Origin of the sequence: Bifidobacterium sp. WK012_4_13, assembly GCF_041080835.1 — a bacterium.
Lineage (GTDB): Bacteria > Actinomycetota > Actinomycetes > Actinomycetales > Bifidobacteriaceae > Bombiscardovia > Bombiscardovia fermentum.
Window position 1 is genome coordinate 2,229,563 of record NZ_CP129683.1, and the last position, 20,044, is coordinate 2,249,606.

The following is a 20,044-nucleotide window of genomic DNA, read 5'->3' on the forward strand; positions in this document are numbered from 1 at the left end:
GATCCGCTGCTGGTTGTGGGCAGCTTGTGTGGTGGCGTCGCTGGTTCGGCCATGTCTTGTCTTTTTCCTGAATCATTTCCATGATTGCTTGAAGAGATCGCCGCTCAAGCTTCACCCATGCGGTGTTTCGAATCGAATCTGCATGCGGCTGGAGTTAGGATATGCACAAAGGTTGGAACACGGGAACACGGGAAACTCACAGGCACTGACCGCTGGTGTGGGTGATATCGCTCCGTGACCTTCGAGATGCAAAGAGAAGACTATGAAGCATAATGGGATCGAACCGCATAACAAGTGGATTGCGTTTCTGACGGTCATTCTTGGAGTTGCTCTCGTTCTGGCGTTTGCCATTGCCGTGACATTGTCTTTGGATGATCATGAAGGTCAGAACGACCGTGGGGTGAATATCACGCTCAGGTTTGAAGCGAATGGTGGCTCGGGATCAGGTCCGGTCACCTCCACGCATTTCTCTGAAGACACTCCCAAAGCTCCGAAGAACACGTTTACACGTCGTGGTTATACCTTTATTGGCTGGAGTAGTGAACGGGATGCGTGCACGAGTTACAAATTCATGACCGAACCTGGAGAGGAATTGGAATTCGATGATGCAACACCAGGCGAATCCTTCACGTACTATGCGCATTGGTTGAAGAAGGGGTATAGCAAAGGCGATTCTTTCGCCATACGCCGCGGCAACACCTATTACCTGTATGGTTCCTTGCATGCGGGTAAGGCCGATAAGGTCATCACCTTTGGCAAGGCAAGCGATCAGGTTTTGGTAGGGGATTGGAATGCCGATGGCACGGACACCCTCGCGGTGCGGCGTGGCAACAGAGTGTATGCAACCAACAGCTCATCAGGTGGCAAGGCCACCAAGGTGTTCACTTTCGGCAAGCCGAATGACACGGTGCAGTCTGGCAACTGGGAAGGATTTAGTCGAAGTGCTTTGGCATTGCGTCGAGGCAACACCTATGAGTTCACGAGTGAATTAGGCGGCGAAATATATCAGAAGAGTGCTTTCGGCAAGCCAACAGACCAAGTGTACGTGGGCGCCTGGGCTCCCTATGATTCGGATTCGCTGGCCTTGCGTCGCGGAAATACCTATTACGTGACCGACTCTGGGGAGAAAACAACAAGAATCTCGTTCGGTCGGCCCACAGACACTGTTCTCACCGGTGATTGGAACGGCACGAACGGTTCCGACGATTTCGCCGTACGCCGCGGCAACACCTATTATTTCTATACGCCGCTGCATTCAGGCAAGGCAGACAGAGTCATCACATTCGGCGGCCCCACGGATACCATCCTCGTCGGCCACTGGTTCTGAGTGGTGGATTGTTTGGGATTGCCGTAGTATTTTTCGAACTTCGTCTTTGTGAAGAATACGCAAGTCTGAACTGTGGATAATACTGATATGTTTTTGCTTGATTAATGCTCTGATCTACGGATCGGCCACTGCTGCAGGCGATTCATGGGGAAATGAATCGCCTGCAGCATAGTGAATGCGATGCCATGAGAAAGTTGTGAACAACACGTGGGACTGTTCTGTGCGAGAGCGGGTCCTCAGAGATAGGTATGGAGCGTTTCATAGAATTCAAGGTAATGAACGCCGCCAGGCATGGAGGAAGAGTCTCGTGTTACATGGAATGAACAGCACTGCCATCGCAATTTCGATAGGCATTATGATTACCGCTTTGACGCTGTTCCTGGTGAAAGGCTCGCCTGAAGAGATCAATGGCACCGCAGACTCGTCGCAATCCTATGTCATGCACTGCCCGCATTCGCTCGTCATATTTCTCCGAATACTTCTTGCGCCTCTGCCGGTGATATGCGCGATCATGTTTGTCCGCAGTCTTGCTGACACGAGTGGCTCAACGTTCTGGATTCCCTGGCTGTTCTTCTTCCTGCTGAGCACTGCCTTCGCCGTTCCTATGGAAAGATACGTGGCAACGACTCGCATAACCGTTGACGGCGAGAGAGTCCACGTTGTTCAGCGCTTTGGAATGAGGCGCTATTCTTTCGATGTGGACGAGATTGGTAGCTGGAGATACTTATCTTCGAACGCTCTAGTTTCGGGAAAGCCACAAGTGAGAGTCAAGAATGCCAGTGGAAGGACGTTGTTCACCGTCCGATATGCGTGGACGAATGCAGACATCTTCATCCACATGCTTCAGCAACGATTCCCCGGGAGGGAAAAGAAACGATTCTGGGAGACGGTTCTGCGGTGATGAGCGTCATCCTGCCCTGCAGATTGGGCTCTGCCGGATTGTCTGAATATGTTTAATGCGATCGCTGCCAGCGTCGGAACAATCACTTTGCTGTCGACATTGCCAGATTGCGCGTCTGCTGGCCCCAGATGGGGTATACATGGTGAAGCGGTTATGCTATTCATACCTAAAGTGCTCTTATTAAGAGATTCAACGGTCAAGAAATAACGTTGTGAGACTGGATGCTTGTTAAGTGATCTCAAATCTGACTCAGTGGTTTACAGGTGGTCTGATAATCGCGAATTGGCTGAGTGAGTTTCGTGAGGATTGAAGGTAGTTGTGTTTCTCAAGGAAGTCCCCATCAATTTCAATGCCTATCATGATATACGGGGCAGAACATTATTTACTAATCTAGCAGAGCAGATGTTTCTGCCAAATTGACCAGATTCTATCGTTCTGACGTATATAAATTTGTCAGAACAGACCTAATTCGGTTAGCTGCATCTGACGAATAATGTTCAGAATTTCTGCGTATCAGTGATGAATCATCTGTGAGATCAATGTTCAATCCTCTGGGGATTAATCATAAATTCGTACTGGTGAGTTCCGTAAACGCAGAGCCTTTACGACAATAAATTCTGATGCTCAATTCTGAACACAACTCAACGAGATCCTGTTCTGGTGATGCAGGAAGAAGGAGCGCAGCTTTCACATGCGTATGCTCGCGGTTCGTTGCCTGTTTACAGTGATTCACGTTATTCACGTAATCAAGAACCTGACCAATCGCAGTTCTCACATAGCCGCGTGTCTCAGAAGCCTTTGCTTCAATGATCTCTGCGTCTGTTGAATTGAAAATATCCGGTTTAATATCAACATTTGATACGCGAATGGTTAAGTCCTCGAGTTCTTTATGCTGTTGTATAAGCCATGCTCCGAAATCTTTCTCGAGCACATGTTCCACCTGTTGTGCCTGTCGAGTTTCATAATGTTTCTCAGGAATATTTGCAAGATCCGTGGTCTTCGGAGTCCAAGGTTGAGCATGCAGAGTTGTTCGAGTTGGCTCCGCTGTGGTATTCAATATTCGTACATCCGCGCCTTGAGAAACTAAACAGAATGTATACAGATTTGGGTTTGTTGCAGTTTGGATGAATGGTTTGTCTGCCAATCCAAATGCCCCGACATATTGATAGCCCTGAGAATTATGAACGAACAAGCGAAGAATGCCGCCATTGTTAGCAGTCTCCAATACTGCTTTGTTGGCTCCTTTGGTGAGGACTTGATCGCCATTTGATCCTTGAGCCGCATACAGGTACGTTCCGTCCTCTTGCATGCCCTCCCGATCTGAATAGCCATATGTTTCTGCAGAAGTAGGATTTGAGAACAATAACACATCATTCTCGCCCTTTGGCCGAATAATTCCGCTTTGAAAATTGCCACTGCCGATGATGACCCGAATATCTCGTTTGTGCTTAAAAACAGTGCCTTCAGTAATTGCCCATTTTGTTGTCCCCATGCTGCTATTCTATGACGCTTTATTTGCATCAATATTGGGCAATTTGCGCGTCTTCAGATGTTCGATAAAACGTATCTAGGTCAGGGGAAGAATTATTGTTGTTGATTTGAGGTACGTGATTCCGCACTAGACGTGATTTAGGAAGAATTTCTGGCAGATATTCGACAGAATTAGTTGTTCTAAGAGCAAAGTGCTGACCGGGGTAATTCGGACCTTGAGTATGGCGACACAGCCTATATGACAAGCATCTCACGAAGCTGCTCATCCGCGCCCGTGCCGATTCTGTCGCTTATTTCGCAATTACGCGTGGTGCAAATGCAAAATCGTAGACAAATAATTGCACGTTCGATAAGTGTTGATGCAAAACAGAGTGCCGTTAGGTGTATTTTGTAATCAATGACGTGATAGTTCTCCAGGGGGATGGCGGGACATGTCGAATTTTGACATTCTAAAATTTGATGTAGAAAAAGATGGCACAATCAATGTCATCGGCGATGCTCAGAAAGCTCATATGTTCATGTCGTCATATATGTCTGGCGAGCACTTCGAATCTCGTGATGTGATTTATTGGTATTGGTCGCCTACTGTGTCGTATATCGGGCAAACGAACGATCTCAAACGTAGAAACGAACAGCATTTCAAAGCAAGGCCAGCGCTATTTTCGAGGTTTTCGACACTATTCGCAATTTATGGATCTGCAGTCACTGATGAAACCATGAATGCGCTCGAAGCTCAGCTCATACGGTTATATCGTCAAGACTGCAAAAAAAGGCCCTCGAGCGTCAAAGTGGAAGTTTCCAACAAGACTTTAGGCAACCTAAGTTCGAGCACAGCGAAGGTGCAACGCGATCTTATTCCCAAGATATGGGCAGCAATGCAGAACTTCGGCAGCAAAGAGAACGACGTTCATAAATATGTGTATGACGATGTACAGTCTGTTCTGAACAGTCTTCTTTATAAATACTCGGTTTTCAACAAGTTGTCTGCAGAACAGGAGAATATTGTCGACACTATTGTCACGAACCCTGACAAGAACTTTGTAATTCAAGGACTTGCAGGCACCGGCAAGACAGCATTGCTGACAAATCTTGCTGTGAAGATTGCAGACACAATGAATAGTGGTTCGAAATCGCTTGCATCTGAAATACCTATGGGTCAGAAAGTTGCGGTAGTGGTTAAGGGAAACTGGATTGGCAACGCCAGAGATATCTTTTCAAATTATGGCAATCCGGCTATAAGCAAGCCCAAGCGCCCTGACACACTTTGGGTTGAGCAAAAAGCGAGTGATGACAAATACGGAGTGGTAATCGTTGATGAGGCTCAACGGTTGGTTCGTGACTATCCCAGCGATCATATGTTCAAATCCTGGATGAGGGATTCGACATGCCCATATGATAACGAACTCGATATTGTTAGTAATAGTGCGAGGCAAACCGTTCTGTTGTATGACTGCTTCCAGAGCATTCGGCCCGACGATATCCCAAAAGATCGTTTCGATAGTCTTACCAAGGGATTCGAGCGGCTGTACCTTACCGAGCAGTTCCGTGTAAACCCAGCAGATGCGAATCATAAATATTCCGGGAATGACTTTACCAATGGATAATCCATGCATTGGAACTCGATCGTGGAGAAGAGCAACGGTTCACATTTGATACTGGGCTTTTCAATCCTTATGAAGAGCAAGATGCATATCCGTACTTTGGATTCGTGGATTCCATCAAGAATCTATTCGATTACACCGATTGCATGCGCAACCTTCATCCACACGCGGTGAACAGAGTAATTGCAGGCTATGTCCGCAAATGGGCAAGCTCGAAAGACCCTCACGCCTATGATTGGCAAGAACAGAACGGGGATGTGCTAGATCAGTGGAAGTGGAACGATCACGCAGAAAACTGGGTTCGTCCACACGCGAGTTCATGGGAGAAAGAAAAGAAACTCGTTTCGCAGCATGATGAGGAAATCGGTTCCATCCATGCAATACAGGGTGAAGACTTCAACTATGTGGGTGCCATAATTGGCCGGGATCTGGAAGTCGGCCCGGATGGGCATCTTCGTGGCAATAAAGACAATTACATGGACCGCAAGGGGACGCCATCAAAGCAAGAGTTCAACGAAGCAGAGTTCACGGAATATATCAAGCATATTTATTTCACGATTCTTATGCGCGGCATTGACGGCGTCCGCGTCTACTTCGAAGACCCGAAGGTCGAGGAATTCTTTAGGGTGAGGCTGGGGTGCAGGGCGAGAAATTCCTGAACAATAAGGCAGTTTGCTTGATGAATCTTAATTGTTGTAGCCATGAGGATGCAGATCAGTTTCCCGGTGCAACGAAGACAAGGTCTTCATCCACCAATGTTCTCTATTGATAATGTCCTGGCTCTTTGCATGCATGTCAAATATTTCGAGAATCGAGTACTCGAAGTATTGCTCAATGTGAAAAGAGGCATTTGGAATAGCTTGCAGCAGTTTATTTCCACCGGTGTGGTCTCCACCCGCATACTCTTCCCAACGGGATAATATGCCGATATGTTCTCCCTGCTGACTATAGGCGGATCCAACATAATGCCAGCCGTTTGACGTGTCTGTTTGCAAATACACACCTTGAACGTTGTCTAAAGCTGTGCGCCACTGACTGTTGTTGACGGCTGAAACCAGTTCAGCATGGTTGATTCGTACATTTGCATAGCCTGGGAAGGGCCGCGCAGTGAGAGGCGAAGCTTCGACGCTTTCAACCGTCATTGATTCCATAAAGCTCTTTGCATTCTCGACTTTATTGAGTCGAAAATCCATTCCCGTATAACCTGGTTTTCGAGGGTAGTTTACAACTAAGCGTCCAATAAAAGCATGATAGTCCGATATCTCTTGGCCGTGCCAGTCATAAATTGTGAATCCTGATCCCTTCTCTATGACGCTGCCAACATGATATGCTCCAGCAAAAACATACGATGAGCTGAACTTATCGATTTGCAAGAATTGAAGTACAATTTCGCCATGAATCCGGTGTGTCCTCCTGTCGCCCGGCCAACGATACCCGAACATGTGATTATTGAGCTCGTCTCTGGTTTCCCCATTGGAATTGAAGAAAACAGTCGTTGGATTGTAGCCGGGTAGAACCCTGCTCAAACGAACTGCATATTTGTCAATGTTCTGTTCGTTGATTCCAAGCAAAGGCAGGGCTTGAATCGTTTCCATTTTTTCATCCTTCTCATATCAGGCATTGACCTGATGTCACTGTCCGACTTGGTGTTGGTTACTCAAGTCCTTTCGCTGATTCTGGCGGAAACGTTGAGCAGACTTATCTTTTCATCGTCAACGATAGTTGACAATGATGTGAGAGGAACGCAGAGATCGTGGCTATAACTGATGTGGGCTCTGTTCTGAAGTTGGCCTCGTCTAAATATTTGTCATCAGCGGCGACCCAACAAGCAGCAGATTCCCCTACGCCGTTGCAGCGATCCCCACGGTCACAAGCAGGGAGAGCGCTGCTCCGGTGATTGCGAACGCCATCGTGATGCAGACCGCGCCTATCAGCGCTGCGAGGACGATTATGGGGATGACCATGCCGACATACCCCATCATGAAGAAGCCAGCCTGTGATGCGGCGGCGGTTTCGCGGTGCGAGTGTGCGGTCACGATGCGAGAGCCTTCAGCCAAGACTAGTCCTGACCCCAAGCCGAGCAGCAGACTGCCGACGATGAATACGGCAAGAATGTGCCCAGAAAGCGCAACGTACACCAGAGCAAACCCGGCGACGAAGAGCGCGATGCCGGTGATTCGTCTGTATGAAAGTTGCAGGCGCATGAGGATGAGCTGTCCTATGGCGCTGCATGCCATCACCGAACAATACAGTATGGGACCAGCGAGCGCGCAATGCATGGAGAAAGTGTCGTGCAGAATTCCGGGGCCCAATGATGCATATACCGAGAATGCGGCGAATGATGCCAGCCCGCAAAGTCCGGCACCGAGATATGCCCGCAGATTCCCGCCAGGTACCTTAGGCAACCTCACGCGGAAGCTGAGCCGGTTCCCATCCCTGATTCCAAGCCGCGAGCAGGGTATCAGCGTTACGCAGAGCAGCACTGCGAATGCAAGGAACGGGGCGACGAATGGCTTGCCGACAATGGAAACCACGGTGGCTGAGAGGAGACTTCCAAAACCCAGGCCACCCAGGTTGGCGACCGTGGAGATCGAAGCCGTCAGCGCTGGATGCTTTTCTCCGTCATGCGACAGCGCTTCGCCGATTGCCGGTGGCGCCGAAGATACCGTGAGTGCCACGGCGCACCCTTGCAAGACTCGAGCCAGCAGGAGGGGCGTGAACCCTGGGATGAGCAGTGTTGCCGTTGCGAGGAGGTCGATGACGATGGCAATGCTCATCACACGGAATCTTCCCCATGCATCGGAGAGTCCACCAAGCAGCGGCAGCGCTATGAACACCCCCACTGTCATGGCCCCGAACGCCACGCTGACCCCTGTGGGTCCGAAGCCATATCGCTGTTCATAGTATTGCCATAATGGCGTGGTAACGGTTACGGATGCCATGATGACTGCGAAGCACCACGCGGCAATCCACGCCTTTCCGGATTCCTTCGAGTCATCTTGTTGCTTCATGACCTGCATCCTTCTGCTCAATGAGGTGACGATAATAGAGGATTTTGCCGTCCACCAAATTCATGCTTTCGGCCAGCTCCTGCTGCATGCCAAGAAGCCTGTCACGATGATCGAGAAGCATGTTCAGGCGCGCATCAGCCGTGTCTGGTCCCTGAGCCCGCAACCGGACGTAATGCACAATCTGAGACACGGGCATGCCGGTTGCGCGCAGGCGACGCGCGAATCCGATCCGTTCCACATCCAAGTCGCTCTAGACCCTATGTCCGCTGGAATCGCGCGCTATGTGATCTATCAAGCCGATTTTCTCGTAGTAGCGAAGCGTGTCAATGCTCAGATTGGTAAGCTCTCGCACCTCGCCGATGGACTTGTCGGGCACCACCTGCGCAGTAGGCACGTCAAGAAGCTTCGCTTTGGCTTCCAACTCGCTCTCGCTTGGTACGCGCTCGCTTGGTGCGCTCCGGCTGAGTGCGCTCATGTGTTTCGTTTTCTTCATCACACGTCGAGGATACGACCTGGAGTGCGCTCAAGGTAAAGCTGGAACACGCCCGATCTACCGTTTGCGGAGAGTCCATGAGATATTGCACAGAGCGGAGCGTCACAGTCATCACAGTCATGGTGAAGACCATCTCGGAGTGGGGTATCGTAAGCTTTCATGTCAACGCCGAACACTGCGGGTTCTGGGACAAGGGTTGACGGTTTCGGAGGACGATTGTTGGCGTTGCTGTTGGTGTTGCAAGGGGGCATGGCATTAGGATGCCGGCACCGCCGCTCTCACTTTTGAAGCGTCGGGACATCATGCTGACGCTGATTTCATTGGCGAGTAGTGCAATCGTTCGGGGATGCACAACAGGTGAGAGTGCCCGCGCATGCGGATTCAACGTGAGATGAAGCACTAGAACACTCGGTTGCAGGCCGCACGGCAATAATCGTGGGGTGCCTGGCGAAAAAACGGGGTGTTTGCCGAAAAATCACGCCCACCCCACGCTATTCTTGCGATTTTTTGGCCAGACTCATAAGATTGTGCACTCCACTAAGTATCCACGGAGGAAAACGGCATTCTCCCAACGCCATTTCAACGTTTTGAACCCCCATCTACTTGCAGAAGTGCACAATCTTGTTTGCTCAGCGGTCATTCCTCTTTCAGTCGAAATATCGGAGGTTTCTCCGATATTTCTCCGAAGCCGCAGAACCGTTGCGAATAAAGGCTTCTCAACGATTTCGCCGCGGCATCGCCCTAAGGTGGCGTATGGTCCGATTCCCGCCGCTGAGACTCTGCCCCACAGCGACAAAGCTTCGGTCAAGACATGGTTGAATGTCATGCTTCAACACAAGAGCGATAATTCTCCAGACCTGCACGCCTGGATCAAGGTCAATGGTGTGATTGCCAAGCTCGGTGTTCACTTCGCGTGAGCGGCCACGCTTCGCGCAAGTACGTAGATTGCCAGCAGGGAAGCGGTGATGGCCGAGTGGGGTGGTGCTGTGGAGAACGTGAGCATACTGGTTGCCCTCGGCGTGCGTCTGGGCGGGCATCGCGAGGTGATAGGCGTGGCGCTTCACAAATTGCTTCATGGATGTAGCGAATACGAATAAGTTGCACCAATAAATCTATTTCCCCTACCCCTCGTTCTGCCCGACTGCCCGCTTCGCGATCTGCCTGATCGAGGCGATGGTGGACTTGACGCTGGCTCGTGCGTATACGTCCGGCCGAGACAGCGCATCGATGTGGCGGGCTATGGTGAGATGTTCGATGGGGCGCAGGACCACGCGATCGCGGAATTGTGGCGGGAGTCCGGTATATCTCGGCAGCAGTCCGACTATGTGGGTCGTCGCGATGATGGCAGCAGCGACGTTGAACTCGTTGACCCGGTGCGCGATGGTGATTGCTCCGCCGGCGGTTGTAGCCATGGCCTGAAGCAGCAAGGGTTCCAGGGCGAAGCCCTCATGTGCGGCTATCCAGGTCTCGTGGGCGATGTCTTCCAGTTTCACGGTCGGGTGCTGCGCGAGCGGGTGGTCACGCGACAGAGCAAGGTCGATGGGTTCGGTCAGAATCGGCGATATGTGAACGCGCTGCTTCGGCCAGGGCGCAGAGTCCAGCGGGCGGTGGGCGATCACCACGTTATAGTCGGCAACCAGAGGCACGAATTCCTCGACGGCTACGTCCTCGTCACGGCAGTGAACCTGAGGGCCGCCGGGATGCGACAGCGAATACCCGATCAGGGGCGGAAACCACGCCAGTCCCGCGCTGTGAAAGGCCGTGACGGTAACAATCTGATTCATGGCCTGCAGATAGTGGTCGACGGAGTCTCGCGCAATGGACAGGGATGCAAAGACCGCCTCGGACGCATCCGCGAGCCGTTCGCCTGTGTCCGTCAGCACGAGTACACGGCCCGACTGCCTCGTGAGCGGCACATTCACCGTTCTCTGCAATGCCGCCAGCTGCTGGGATACCGCCGAAGGCGACAGATGCCGTGCCTTGGCCACAGCAGTCACCGATCCCCGGTCACGGAGTTCCCGAAGCGTACGCAGATACTCGACTTCCATGAAGATTATCTTATAGGTGGTTGAAGATAGTGGCCATTGTTCTTAATGGTCAACCTGGTCATACTCAAATCATGACCTACATCAAGACGAATTCCAACAAGAGCCATGTTACAGGAATCCTGCCCGACGTGACGCTGCTGATGGTAGCGGCAATATGGGGAGGCAGCTATCTCGCCGCCAAGGATTTGAGCGCTGCGTCGAGTCCCGCAGCAGTGATGTGCGCGCGCTTCGTCCCCGCAGCCGTGCTGCTGCTCATCGTGCAAGCCTATCGCCGGCCTCCTGGGCTGAGCAAGGCCCTCAGACCCGGTCTGATGCTCGGTGTGCTGCGCTCGTGCACCATCGCCTTGGAAACGGTGGGAGTGACCATGACCAGCGCAACCAACGCCGGCCTCATCATAGGCCTGTCAGTACTGATCACGCCAATCATGGAATCGCTGGTAGCCAAAAGAAGACTCTCGGCACAGCTGATGGGAGCCGTGGCGCTCGCCGTTCTCGGCATCTCAGGACTTATCGGCAACACTGGGCTGAACGCTCCTAATCTGGGAGACCTGCTCATGATCGGTGCGGCGATCATCAGAGCCGCACTGGGTGTGGCCGAGGCCAGATTCACCGCTTCGGGAAGCACCGACGTCATGATGCTCACCACCATCGAGATCACCTTCGGGGCAGTGATGTTCTCCGTGTGGGGAGGCATCCCGCTCATCGAGCACATGCACGCTTTCAGCCCGACGCAATGGGGCGAAGTGCTCTTTTTGAGCATGGGATGCACGGTGGCGGCATTCCTCGGCCAGCTGTGGGCAACCAAGCTCACCTCAGCGTCACGGGCTGGCATGCTGCTGGGAAGCGAACCCGGATGGGCACTGCTCATAGGAATGGCTCTCGGCGGAGAACGGATTGGCACGGTCGGCATCATCGGTGCGGCGATCCTGCTGGGGGCTCTCATCTGGGGCAGGTGCGCCGAACGGCAGTGGAGAACCGGTACGCGAGTCTAAGGGGTTGCAAACACGCAAGCGCGGGAACATAGATCGCGGGTATGATGCAGCACTGCCTTGTGGCTTTCGAGGTGCAATGAGAAGAATATGAACCGCAATGCGATAACTAGTGTCTTGAAGTGCAATGTTGAATACTTATAATGCCCGGATGCTTGCTTGCATACGATGCGTTTGACGCACGAGGACAGTGACGGATAATATATTTCTCTCTCTCTTGAGACAACTCATTGTGCTTGAGTTGTGTCATCATAAGATACAATTCAAGCATGAACAAAGTCGCTAAGCTCGCATCACTCACGGCCGGTCAGTGGGGTTTGGTGACGACCGCGCAGGCGAAGGTTCTGGGTGTATCACGGCTTGATCTGTCACGCATGGAACGGGATGGCGTCATTGAGCGTCTGGCTCAGGGGGTCTACCGGGATGCGGGTGTTCCGAGTGACGGTTTCGAGGGCATCCGTGCGGCCTGGCTGTCCATCGATCCGAAACGCACCGCGGAGGAGCGTCTGCGAAAGGTCCCGGACGAGGCCGTCGTTTGTCTTGAAAGCGCGGCCTGGATGCTTGGGGTTGGTGACTTTGTGCCCGAACCGTACCGGTTTTCCACACCTCGGCGACGGCAGACGCAACGACCTGATCTCAGACTGCGCACGCGACGCTATCCCAGCCGGTCTGTGCAAATAATCAGCGGTCTGCCGGTGACGACATTCGAACAGACAGTGGCCGACTTGGTTGAGGGTGGAACCGACGTTTCCTTGATTCAGGACATGCTGCTGGAAGAGTTTATGCGACGATCCGGGAAGCTTGACAGGAAACAACTCGCCAGACTTCTGGCACCGCTGGCGAAGCGTCACGGCTTCGCCCCCGAGGACGGAAAGGCGATGGTCGCGGAATTGATAGGGCCGGTGGATGATCGTATCGGCGAAACGCTCCGGAATGCGCTCCAAGTGCTCAGTGAACGCTTTGAGCCCCTGAGGAATCTCATGCAAAATTCGCCTGCAAACATTAACGCTGATGCGATCGCGGATGCCCTCATGCAGATCCCAGAATCCACGCAATTGTTCGTTGAACGCGTGCAATCAGAGAAGGAGAATCCGGGCACCAGCGGTCCAGTTCCCGCAGACACTTCAGATGGTGCTCATTCCGAGGAGCCGTCAACCCCAGAAGAAGGGACAGCATCATGACCGACGATACCTATGCCTACTCGTCTGGTGGCGCGGTCGAGGCCGCCATTAAAAGCGCCGCGAAAGCCGAGCATGCGCATCATCCGGAACGACAGGTAGGCGACCTCATTAGACAAGCCCACTACGACCGGTTCCTCAGCAGGATCTTCAGCGAGGGAGAGGAGAGCACCTGGGTGCTTAAAGGAGGTAGCGCGATGCTCGCCCGCATCCCTTCGACCCGACGAACTCTCGACGCTGACCTTTTCAGTAATGGCTACGACATACAACGTTCACTCGATGAACTGAAAAACCTAGCGGGTATCGACCTGCACGATCACTTCGTCTTCGAATTCAGGTCCGTGACGCCAATTCTCCAGACGGACAATCAGCCGTACCAGGATGGCTACCGCGTGACGTTCGACACAAGACTTGGAGTCAAGCTTCTCAGCCCGATACACGTGGACCTCGTTGCCCATCAGGGGACCATGCCAAGGGCCGACGTCATGACACCCGTCAACCGTCTGCCAATCGACAGGCTGGCTACCTATCCATACCGACTGTATCCGGTCATCTGTCAGTTCGCGGATAAGGTGTGCGCCGTGGTGCAGAAGATCAACGGCAGAGATTCCAGCCGTATTAAAGACCTAGTTGATCTGGCAATCATCGCCGTCACTCAACGCTTCGAAGCTGGGGCACTCGAAGAATCCCTGAGAAGCGAATGTGGCCGACGCCAATTACGGTATCCCATCGATTTAGCAATACCTAAATCTTGGACGCCTGTGCAGTTCCGTAAAACAGCACAGGCAACCAAAGTGGACAACATGACCATCGGGCAAGCGTACGCCCTAGTTCAAGGACTGCTGGAAGACTTGTATGCGCGCGACACCATGACATCACTCGAATGGGATCCAGCATCGTTGTCCTGGGCAGAGCGGTGAAACCTCGTTGGTAAATATCCTGCGGTTAATAATCAGACATGTCTGGATAATGAAGCTATTTGAGGCGTTGAGAAGAGAGAATGACCTGATTGCTGCTCAGCGGTGCTGGGCAATTAACCCGAGCATTCATCCCGAGCTTTCCTCTCGACTGTCATTCCGAGCGGGCGGAGCGAATCAAGGGATCTTCTCTGTTCGATTTCAATGCAGTGAGATCTCTCGACTACGACTACGCCTCCGCTCGAGATGACGAGTTGGGAAAGCTCCCAACCGCTCCACCCAGCAAGGCATCAAGACCACGAATCTTTGCTACCTCGGTTGCTAGTTCGATGTTCGCCGTAAATCCGGGTTGTTTGGTTGCAAGTTTGAAAGCCAACTCAGCATATGGGTCGCGCTCTTCTCGGCCCAATTGGTCGGCTCGGCCGGATTTGCTAGCTCTGGTGGCTCGGTAGACTTGATCGTTGTCTCGAATGGCGCTGAGTAGGCTGGCAACGGAATCTTTTCCAAGATCTTTCGCGTTTTGTAGCCGGTCCCAAACCTTGTCTGTTTGTCGGAAGCAATCCGAGTTTTTTAGCGCCTCAACCAGGGAAGCGGCGAATCCTGTCGTCAATTCTGGTTTCTGAGAGATCCATCTAATGATTTCTTCTCCGACGCTTGCGGCCGTCATCCCATCGGTGACGTTGTAAGCTTGCTTTTTGCCAAGTGGACCGTAGGGTGTTTCATTGTTGAACCTCAGAGAATAACAAGGCACTTGTCTTCCCATGAGCCACCCAACTTCCTGGTCGCACCAGCGACTCTCGATGAATTTTGGTGAGAAAAATACTACGCCGGCATCGCAACTATCTAGAACCCGTTCGATTTCCCTCTGCCATTCCGTGTCGGGTTCGATGGACGTATGGGCTACGAACAGGCTGACGCCCCACTTATGTAAGTATTCGCCAACTTGCCCAACTAGAGCTTTTTGAGTTGTCAGATGTGAAGCAAAAAGCTGCAGGGGAGCGGTGGCTCTTTTGGATTCTACGGAAATGACGATTCCAAACAGTTCTCGAACGCTATGTGCGAGATCATCGATTGCAGAGGGTGATAGATCGCGTATTTTCTCTATGACGATGCATGTGCGGCTACCTGTTGCGGAGCTTGAAGACCTCGACTCCCACGCCTCGGCCGTAATTTCTACAATCTGCAATTCATGCAGAATGAGATTGACGTCATAAAGACTCTGTTCGGCAAGAGTCCTTGCAATGTTTCTTATCAATGCGAGCTTTTCTATGTTCAAAGGTTGCATGGTTCTCACTTACGTTGCTGGTATTAAAATGAACATTACGTATAAAATACGATATTCATTGGTATTGACCGGTGCTTCTGCTTGGACGGCCATAGATTCAGAATCTGCTGACCGGACTGATCAAAGATGAGAGATGTCACTGTTCTGGCTTTGGATAGCAACGTTGAATGCCTTGAGTCATTGAACAAGAAAGCAGTCATTCGAAAGCAGAATATGGGACCAAGCCCAAAGAACTCATCCAGGTCAATTATTCGGGTTGCGAACCGCCAGGGTCACCCGTTCGAGTGACAACATTCGGTGCGTCCATGGCAAAGAGCAAATCCAATTGCTTGCGGGTGGCTTCCAGTCAGATGGGGCGTTCAATGGTGCGGAGATGATAGAAGATGGCAAAAAGCGGCTCATTTCTTTGCTGAACGCCGATGGTGTGAATGTCGATGGTGTGAATGTCGATGATGTGATAGCCGAGGGTGCGAATGCAGCGTCAAGTTTCTCGCCGATTGTGCTCAGTCGTTCCCCACGCATATCGACTTCGACATAGTCCATGGCCTTTAGCTCGCGCAGAGCGCATGCATGATCCAGATCGATGCCTGGTGAGCGCGATAGCCATGACATGTCCCATGAATCTCTGCCAGAACCAAGGTCAAGCAGCATTGCAACAAGTCCGAATATTTCTTTCGGCAGCCGCTCAACGGCCCCACTGTCTGATCCCTGAACTTCTTGCTATAGCGAGCGCCACTTGCAATTCGATTGTTCCTTCCCTGGGAAAAGTAGGAGAGAAATCGTTCCAAATAATGAATTCAAAAATATCATGGAAGAATAGCACTCATCATGTTAAAGTAAAATATAGCGGCACTTGCTTTTACAAAACAATGCCTGCATTGGGGGATTTCGCGTGAGACGCGGGATGTTAATTTAGCGCGCAACTATGCAACTATGCAAAGTTACGTGCCAATTTGAGAGGGGATCTATGTCCTTAGGGAAGAAAAAAATGGATTCCGGAGTGGCTTCCATCAAGAAGCATGGAGCGGCGGCTAAAATCGTCGCACTCGTCGTGGCGTTTTTGACGCTGTTCTCCGGAATACCCAGCTCGGCTCAGGCAGACACTGCCGCTGCGTGCACTGCACCGTCGGCAACAGCGCCAGAGTCGTCGACCGTGTATAGGGATTTGACTTATAACATTTCCTTGAGCAAAGAAGCATCAGCCCAGCCGGATGTTACGGTAGTTCTCGATTCCAATCTGAAGCTCAATGAAAGCAGTATCCCTGTTGATGCGAAGAACGGTCCAATCACAGGCTACACATACGACGATGCGACGAAGACCGTCACTCTGCAACTGCATGCAAGTCAGCAGGCCGTGCAGTTCAGCTTCGGCGTGACCCCGATCAATACCACCAATGCCGACTCCTCCACCGTCTATAATTCCACGGTTCAGGCGTGCGGTCAGAGCATCCCATTGTCGACAAAGGTTACCGGGGATCTCAAATATAACGTAGACAAGAATTACGAGGTAATTCCAGGTTCGGATAACCGTCAGGTCCGCTATTATTTCCAATACGGAACGGTCAATCCAAACAGTGACACCCAGACATTCTCCACTTGGAAGCAGACCTTGGTGGATGTATTGCCCAAGGGCGTCACGGTAACGCCTTCACCAGCCTCAAGCGATGGTTCGTGGACCAGCGAGGACAATCCAGACGGTACGGCCACTTGGACGTGGACGAGAGACAAGGTCTATTCTCCCAGCTGGACGAGCATCGGCCAGGATGGGAAAGACATTTATCTTGACGTTACCTATGGCAGTGATGATTACAAGGCGGGCGACGTTCCTCCGGCCAATGTGGTGACTTTGAACACAACATCAAAAACCGGAAAGGACAGCGGTCAAGCCACTGACAGCGTACAACCCCCGGCAATCACCGGTGGAAGCGCAACCAAGGAAGTCGCGATCATCAAGACGACCTCCGCTGGAGATACGCCAACGGTCTCCAATGGCGAGTACTGGACATCCGGCACCACGGTAAACATCACCGGGAACTATATCAATACTGAAGACAACGCTCAGCTTACCGAAATGACGCTTCAGGATGTTTCAAGCTACAAGAGCAACGCCGATTATTTCAAGCACAACTCAGTGGTCCGTATCGCCGCAAGCTTCAACAGCGTGATGCAGGCCGGCAAGTATCCATACACTTTCCAATACAAGACCAATAAGCAAAGCGACTGGATAAGCTACGATACCTCCGGTGCGACTACTGCAAGCGGTCCTTTGCAGGTCGTGCCCGTGCAGAAGGGCTCGAGTGATGCATGGCGGTGGAGTGGCTACGATCGCATCGACCTCAATCGTGGTGAATACATCACCGATTGGAAGATAGTCGTTACGCCAACTGCTGGCAGCACCATTCCGAGTGGAGCGCAGATCAAGGTAGCTCTTAATACCATTGCTTCATACCGTGAATTGACCGCTGGCAGCGACACCTCGTCTGATTCCGATGGCACCACACCTTTGAAGACAGTGAATACCGGACAGATTCTTGCCACAACCAATGACAGCACTCCGGTGGACTTGACGAACGATGACGCTGAAACAACGACCATCAAGGATGCCGTTCCGATTCAGACCAGTATTTCTGCACCGAGCAACATCACCATGTCGAATGGTTCGGGAACTGCGACATACAAAGCATGCATTGCCAACTACGACCCTTCGGGCAAGGCCTACAAGAACAGCAAGCTGCAGGTCGTTCTTCCTGCTGGCGTTCAGATTGATGCCTCGAAGGCGATCACGGCTATCAGCCAGGCTACAGACAGCACTGTGACAGCTCCGGCCATCGGCGATGACGCAGAAGTGTCTACCCAGCTAATCAATGACGGGACGCAACAGCTGGTTACCATCAACATCGATAACCTGCAGTCCCTGCGCTCCCCGGAGACTGCTTGGGACGGATCATTGTGTTACGAGCTGCCGACTGTGATATTGCCTCAAGCATTCATCGCCGCTGCAGGCAAGGCAATAACAGCGACCTCATGGGCCTGGACCGCGGATGAGTCTGCACAGGGCAAGCCAATCACTCAGACCTGGGACAACAAGATCCAGACAGATACCTACAAGCTTTCAGATGGGATTACCCCAGATGGAAAGATTGCGAAGTCTTCGGGCGATAGCACGGTAACGGCTTCCGGCGGTCTGCTCATTGGCAAGAGTGTGCGTGCCACAAGCGCTGATGGATGGCAGGTATCCACCGACGTCGAATCGCCAAGCACACCTGACTGGCAGATCACCGTACTCAATGCCTTTACATTCCAACTGAGCAATGTGACGATTTTTGATCGGCTTCCCTACAAGGGCGATGCTAATAATAGTAAGTTCGATGTCAAGCTCACGGGTGCGGTCACCGGACTGCCGGACGGTTCCGAGGTGCTGTATTCGAAGGACGCCACAAGTGCAGATACGGGTACATGGTCCGATGATCCTACGAATGCCACGGCATTCAAGGTAACGACACCGACTCTGGACGCATATCAGAGCTACAGCTTGGTCGCTCCGACCTCTGTCCCTAGCGGTCTGGCATATGGTTCCGAAGCTAATAACATCACTTTGGGAACTGCCCAATATGATAACGATGGAACGCCAGCAAATCTGAGTTTCGAATCCAATCTGGCCCACATCGTCTCGAAGGATGTGGGTAGGTTCTCGGTGACGAAGAGGGTCACTGGCGATGGCGCTTCGCTGGTGGGCAAGGATGTGGTGTTCTCGGGCACGTATTCGTATCCTGCGGGTGATTCGTTTGCCGCGGGTTCGGGCACGTGGTCCGCGAAGGATGGGCAGACCTGGACTTCGGGGGATCTGCCTGTGGGCGCGGTGGTGACGGTGTCGGAGGACAAGGCCGCTGACGTCGCTGGTGGCACGTGGTCCGATCCGAAGGTGTCGGGCGTGGCGAAGATCGGCAGGGATTCCACGGTCGCGGTGACGGTGGAGAACCCGATCTCGAAGGATGTGGGTAGGTTCTCGGTGACGAAGAGGGTCACTGGCGATGGCGCTTCGCTGGTGGGCAAGGATGTGGTGTTCTCGGGCACGTATTCGTATCCTGCGGGTGATTCGTTTGCCGCGGGTTCGGGCACGTGGTCCGCGAAGGATGGGCAGACCTGGACTTCGGGGGATCTGCCTGTGGGCGCGGTGGTGACGGTGTCGGAGGACAAGGCCGCTGACGTCGCTGGTGGCACGTGGTCCGATCCGAAGGTGTCGGGCGTGGCGAAGATCGGCAGGGATTCCACGGTCGCGGTGACGGTGGAGAATCCGATCTCGAAGGATGTCGTTCCTCCGGTTCCTGACAGCCCAACGACTCCTGACAGCCCAACGACTCCGAGTAGTCCTGCAACTCCAAGCAGCCCCAACAGCCCGAGTAGTCCGAGTAATCCCAGTAATCCGCTTGCCAAGACGGGTACGGATATTGCTGTGTGGAGTTTTGCCACAGTGCTCTTACTCGTAGCGGGTGCTGCAACGATCACGTTTGCACGGCGTAGGCATAATCGCGAATAACATGACAAGCAGTCATGGTAATTGGTGATTAATCAGCAAGGGCCAAGGAACTCAGCAATGGAGTTCCTTGGCCCTTCGCTATGCCCGGCCCCAGATAGGCTCGGTGATGATAATCGACCAATGATGAATGAATCACTTCATGTGCGCTGGTATGTATTAGCCCTGGGAATTTCAAGATTGTATGCTCTCTGAACCTCGATGAACTTTTTCTGTGTTCTTGTGACTGAAAATTGACGTAATTCTGAAGTCAAAATTTCAAATCTGAG

General features: G+C 52.2%; 16 protein-coding genes. 9 read left to right on the forward strand and 7 right to left on the reverse strand.

Annotated elements, in window-relative coordinates; genetic code table 11:
• Nucleotides 1-262: 262 nt before the first annotated feature.
• Complete coding sequence (locus QN062_RS09085; protein WP_369341482.1) at nucleotides 263-1,327, forward strand: InlB B-repeat-containing protein; 1,065 nt, start codon at nucleotides 263-265, stop codon at nucleotides 1,325-1,327.
• 355 nt (nucleotides 1,328-1,682) lie between these two features.
• A complete protein-coding gene (locus QN062_RS09090; protein WP_369341483.1) occupies nucleotides 1,683-2,228 on the forward strand; it encodes a hypothetical protein in 546 nt (181 codons plus the stop codon).
• Between the two features lie 562 nt (nucleotides 2,229-2,790).
• Here QN062_RS09090 and QN062_RS09095 read toward each other — a convergent pair.
• Complete coding sequence (locus QN062_RS09095) at nucleotides 2,791-3,720, reverse strand: hypothetical protein (protein WP_369341484.1); 930 nt, start codon at nucleotides 3,718-3,720, stop codon at nucleotides 2,791-2,793.
• Nucleotides 3,721-4,150: 430 nt separating this feature from the next.
• On the opposite strand from QN062_RS09095, the gene QN062_RS09100 reads away from it, so the two are divergent.
• Both QN062_RS09100 and QN062_RS09105 read left to right on the forward strand, forming a co-directional pair.
• Entirely contained in the window at nucleotides 4,151-5,323 is a 1,173-nt protein-coding gene (locus QN062_RS09100) for a DNA/RNA helicase domain-containing protein (RefSeq protein ID WP_369341485.1), read from the forward strand.
• A gap of 8 nt (nucleotides 5,324-5,331) precedes the next feature.
• Entirely contained in the window at nucleotides 5,332-5,979 is a 648-nt protein-coding gene (locus QN062_RS09105; RefSeq protein WP_369341486.1) for a DNA/RNA helicase domain-containing protein, read from the forward strand.
• A gap of 27 nt (nucleotides 5,980-6,006) precedes the next feature.
• Here the strand turns inward: QN062_RS09105 and QN062_RS09110 are convergent, their stop codons facing one another.
• The 5 genes from QN062_RS09110 to QN062_RS09130 form a co-directional block, all read right to left on the reverse strand.
• Nucleotides 6,007-6,915: a GIY-YIG nuclease family protein gene (locus QN062_RS09110; RefSeq protein ID WP_369341487.1), complete on the reverse strand. Its 909-nt coding sequence runs from the start codon at nucleotides 6,913-6,915 to the stop codon at nucleotides 6,007-6,009.
• A gap of 246 nt (nucleotides 6,916-7,161) precedes the next feature.
• Complete coding sequence (locus QN062_RS09115) at nucleotides 7,162-8,331, reverse strand: MFS transporter (RefSeq protein ID WP_369341488.1); 1,170 nt, start codon at nucleotides 8,329-8,331, stop codon at nucleotides 7,162-7,164.
• On the reverse strand, nucleotides 8,315-8,527 hold the full coding sequence (locus tag QN062_RS09120; RefSeq protein WP_369342592.1) for a hypothetical protein: 213 nt from the start codon (nucleotides 8,525-8,527) through the stop codon (nucleotides 8,315-8,317). The genes QN062_RS09115 and QN062_RS09120 overlap by 17 nt, the downstream gene beginning before the upstream one ends.
• 54 nt (nucleotides 8,528-8,581) lie before the next feature.
• Nucleotides 8,582-8,806: a MerR family DNA-binding transcriptional regulator gene (locus QN062_RS09125; protein ID WP_369341489.1), complete on the reverse strand. Its 225-nt coding sequence runs from the start codon at nucleotides 8,804-8,806 to the stop codon at nucleotides 8,582-8,584.
• A 1,139-nt stretch (nucleotides 8,807-9,945) separates the two neighbouring features.
• Nucleotides 9,946-10,872, reverse strand: coding sequence for a LysR family transcriptional regulator (locus QN062_RS09130; protein WP_369341490.1), 927 nt, complete (start codon nucleotides 10,870-10,872; stop codon nucleotides 9,946-9,948).
• A 71-nt stretch (nucleotides 10,873-10,943) separates the two neighbouring features.
• On the opposite strand from QN062_RS09130, the gene QN062_RS09135 reads away from it, so the two are divergent.
• The 3 genes from QN062_RS09135 to QN062_RS09145 all read left to right on the forward strand — a co-directional run bounded on the left by QN062_RS09135 (nucleotide 10,944) and on the right by QN062_RS09145 (nucleotide 13,959).
• Entirely contained in the window at nucleotides 10,944-11,864 is a 921-nt protein-coding gene (locus tag QN062_RS09135; RefSeq protein ID WP_369341491.1) for a DMT family transporter, read from the forward strand.
• 266 nt (nucleotides 11,865-12,130) lie between these two features.
• Nucleotides 12,131-13,042, forward strand: coding sequence for a type IV toxin-antitoxin system AbiEi family antitoxin domain-containing protein (locus tag QN062_RS09140; RefSeq protein WP_369341492.1), 912 nt, complete (start codon nucleotides 12,131-12,133; stop codon nucleotides 13,040-13,042).
• The gene (locus QN062_RS09145; protein ID WP_369341493.1) at nucleotides 13,039-13,959 is read left to right on the forward strand and encodes a nucleotidyl transferase AbiEii/AbiGii toxin family protein; all 921 of its coding nucleotides are present in this window, start codon (nucleotides 13,039-13,041) and stop codon (nucleotides 13,957-13,959) included. Before QN062_RS09140 ends, QN062_RS09145 begins: the two co-directional genes overlap by 4 nt.
• A 226-nt stretch (nucleotides 13,960-14,185) precedes the next feature.
• Here QN062_RS09145 and QN062_RS09150 read toward each other — a convergent pair whose 3' ends face one another.
• On the reverse strand, nucleotides 14,186-15,241 hold the full coding sequence (locus QN062_RS09150; RefSeq protein ID WP_369341494.1) for a toll/interleukin-1 receptor domain-containing protein: 1,056 nt from the start codon (nucleotides 15,239-15,241) through the stop codon (nucleotides 14,186-14,188).
• A 373-nt stretch (nucleotides 15,242-15,614) separates the two neighbouring features.
• Between QN062_RS09150 and QN062_RS09155 the strand changes: the two genes are divergently transcribed.
• The gene (locus tag QN062_RS09155; RefSeq protein ID WP_369341495.1) at nucleotides 15,615-15,779 is read left to right on the forward strand and encodes a hypothetical protein; all 165 of its coding nucleotides are present in this window, start codon (nucleotides 15,615-15,617) and stop codon (nucleotides 15,777-15,779) included.
• 462 nt (nucleotides 15,780-16,241) lie between these two features.
• Nucleotides 16,242-19,778 carry a DUF5979 domain-containing protein gene (locus QN062_RS09160; protein WP_369341496.1) on the forward strand — a complete coding sequence of 1,179 codons (3,537 nt, stop codon included), beginning with the start codon at nucleotides 16,242-16,244 and terminating at the stop codon, nucleotides 19,776-19,778.
• The last annotated feature ends 266 nt before the right edge of the window (nucleotides 19,779-20,044 follow it).

Coding starts and splice junctions, on each gene's coding strand:
- QN062_RS09085 (WP_369341482.1), top strand. CDS start 263: ATGAAGCATAATGGGATCGAACCGCATAACAAGTGGATTGCGTTTCTG.
- QN062_RS09090 (WP_369341483.1), top strand. CDS start 1,683: ATGATTACCGCTTTGACGCTGTTCCTGGTGAAAGGCTCGCCTGAAGAG.
- QN062_RS09095 (WP_369341484.1), bottom strand. CDS start 3,720: ATGGGGACAACAAAATGGGCAATTACTGAAGGCACTGTTTTTAAGCAC.
- QN062_RS09100 (WP_369341485.1), top strand. CDS start 4,151: ATGTCGAATTTTGACATTCTAAAATTTGATGTAGAAAAAGATGGCACA.
- QN062_RS09110 (WP_369341487.1), bottom strand. CDS start 6,915: ATGGAAACGATTCAAGCCCTGCCTTTGCTTGGAATCAACGAACAGAAC.
- QN062_RS09115 (WP_369341488.1), bottom strand. CDS start 8,331: ATGAAGCAACAAGATGACTCGAAGGAATCCGGAAAGGCGTGGATTGCC.
- QN062_RS09120 (WP_369342592.1), bottom strand. CDS start 8,527: ATGCCCGTGTCTCAGATTGTGCATTACGTCCGGTTGCGGGCTCAGGGA.
- QN062_RS09125 (WP_369341489.1), bottom strand. CDS start 8,806: ATGAGCGCACTCAGCCGGAGCGCACCAAGCGAGCGCGTACCAAGCGAG.
- QN062_RS09130 (WP_369341490.1), bottom strand. CDS start 10,872: ATGGAAGTCGAGTATCTGCGTACGCTTCGGGAACTCCGTGACCGGGGA.
- QN062_RS09135 (WP_369341491.1), top strand. CDS start 10,944: ATGACCTACATCAAGACGAATTCCAACAAGAGCCATGTTACAGGAATC.
- QN062_RS09140 (WP_369341492.1), top strand. CDS start 12,131: ATGAACAAAGTCGCTAAGCTCGCATCACTCACGGCCGGTCAGTGGGGT.
- QN062_RS09145 (WP_369341493.1), top strand. CDS start 13,039: ATGACCGACGATACCTATGCCTACTCGTCTGGTGGCGCGGTCGAGGCC.
- QN062_RS09150 (WP_369341494.1), bottom strand. CDS start 15,241: ATGCAACCTTTGAACATAGAAAAGCTCGCATTGATAAGAAACATTGCA.
- QN062_RS09155 (WP_369341495.1), top strand. CDS start 15,615: ATGATAGAAGATGGCAAAAAGCGGCTCATTTCTTTGCTGAACGCCGAT.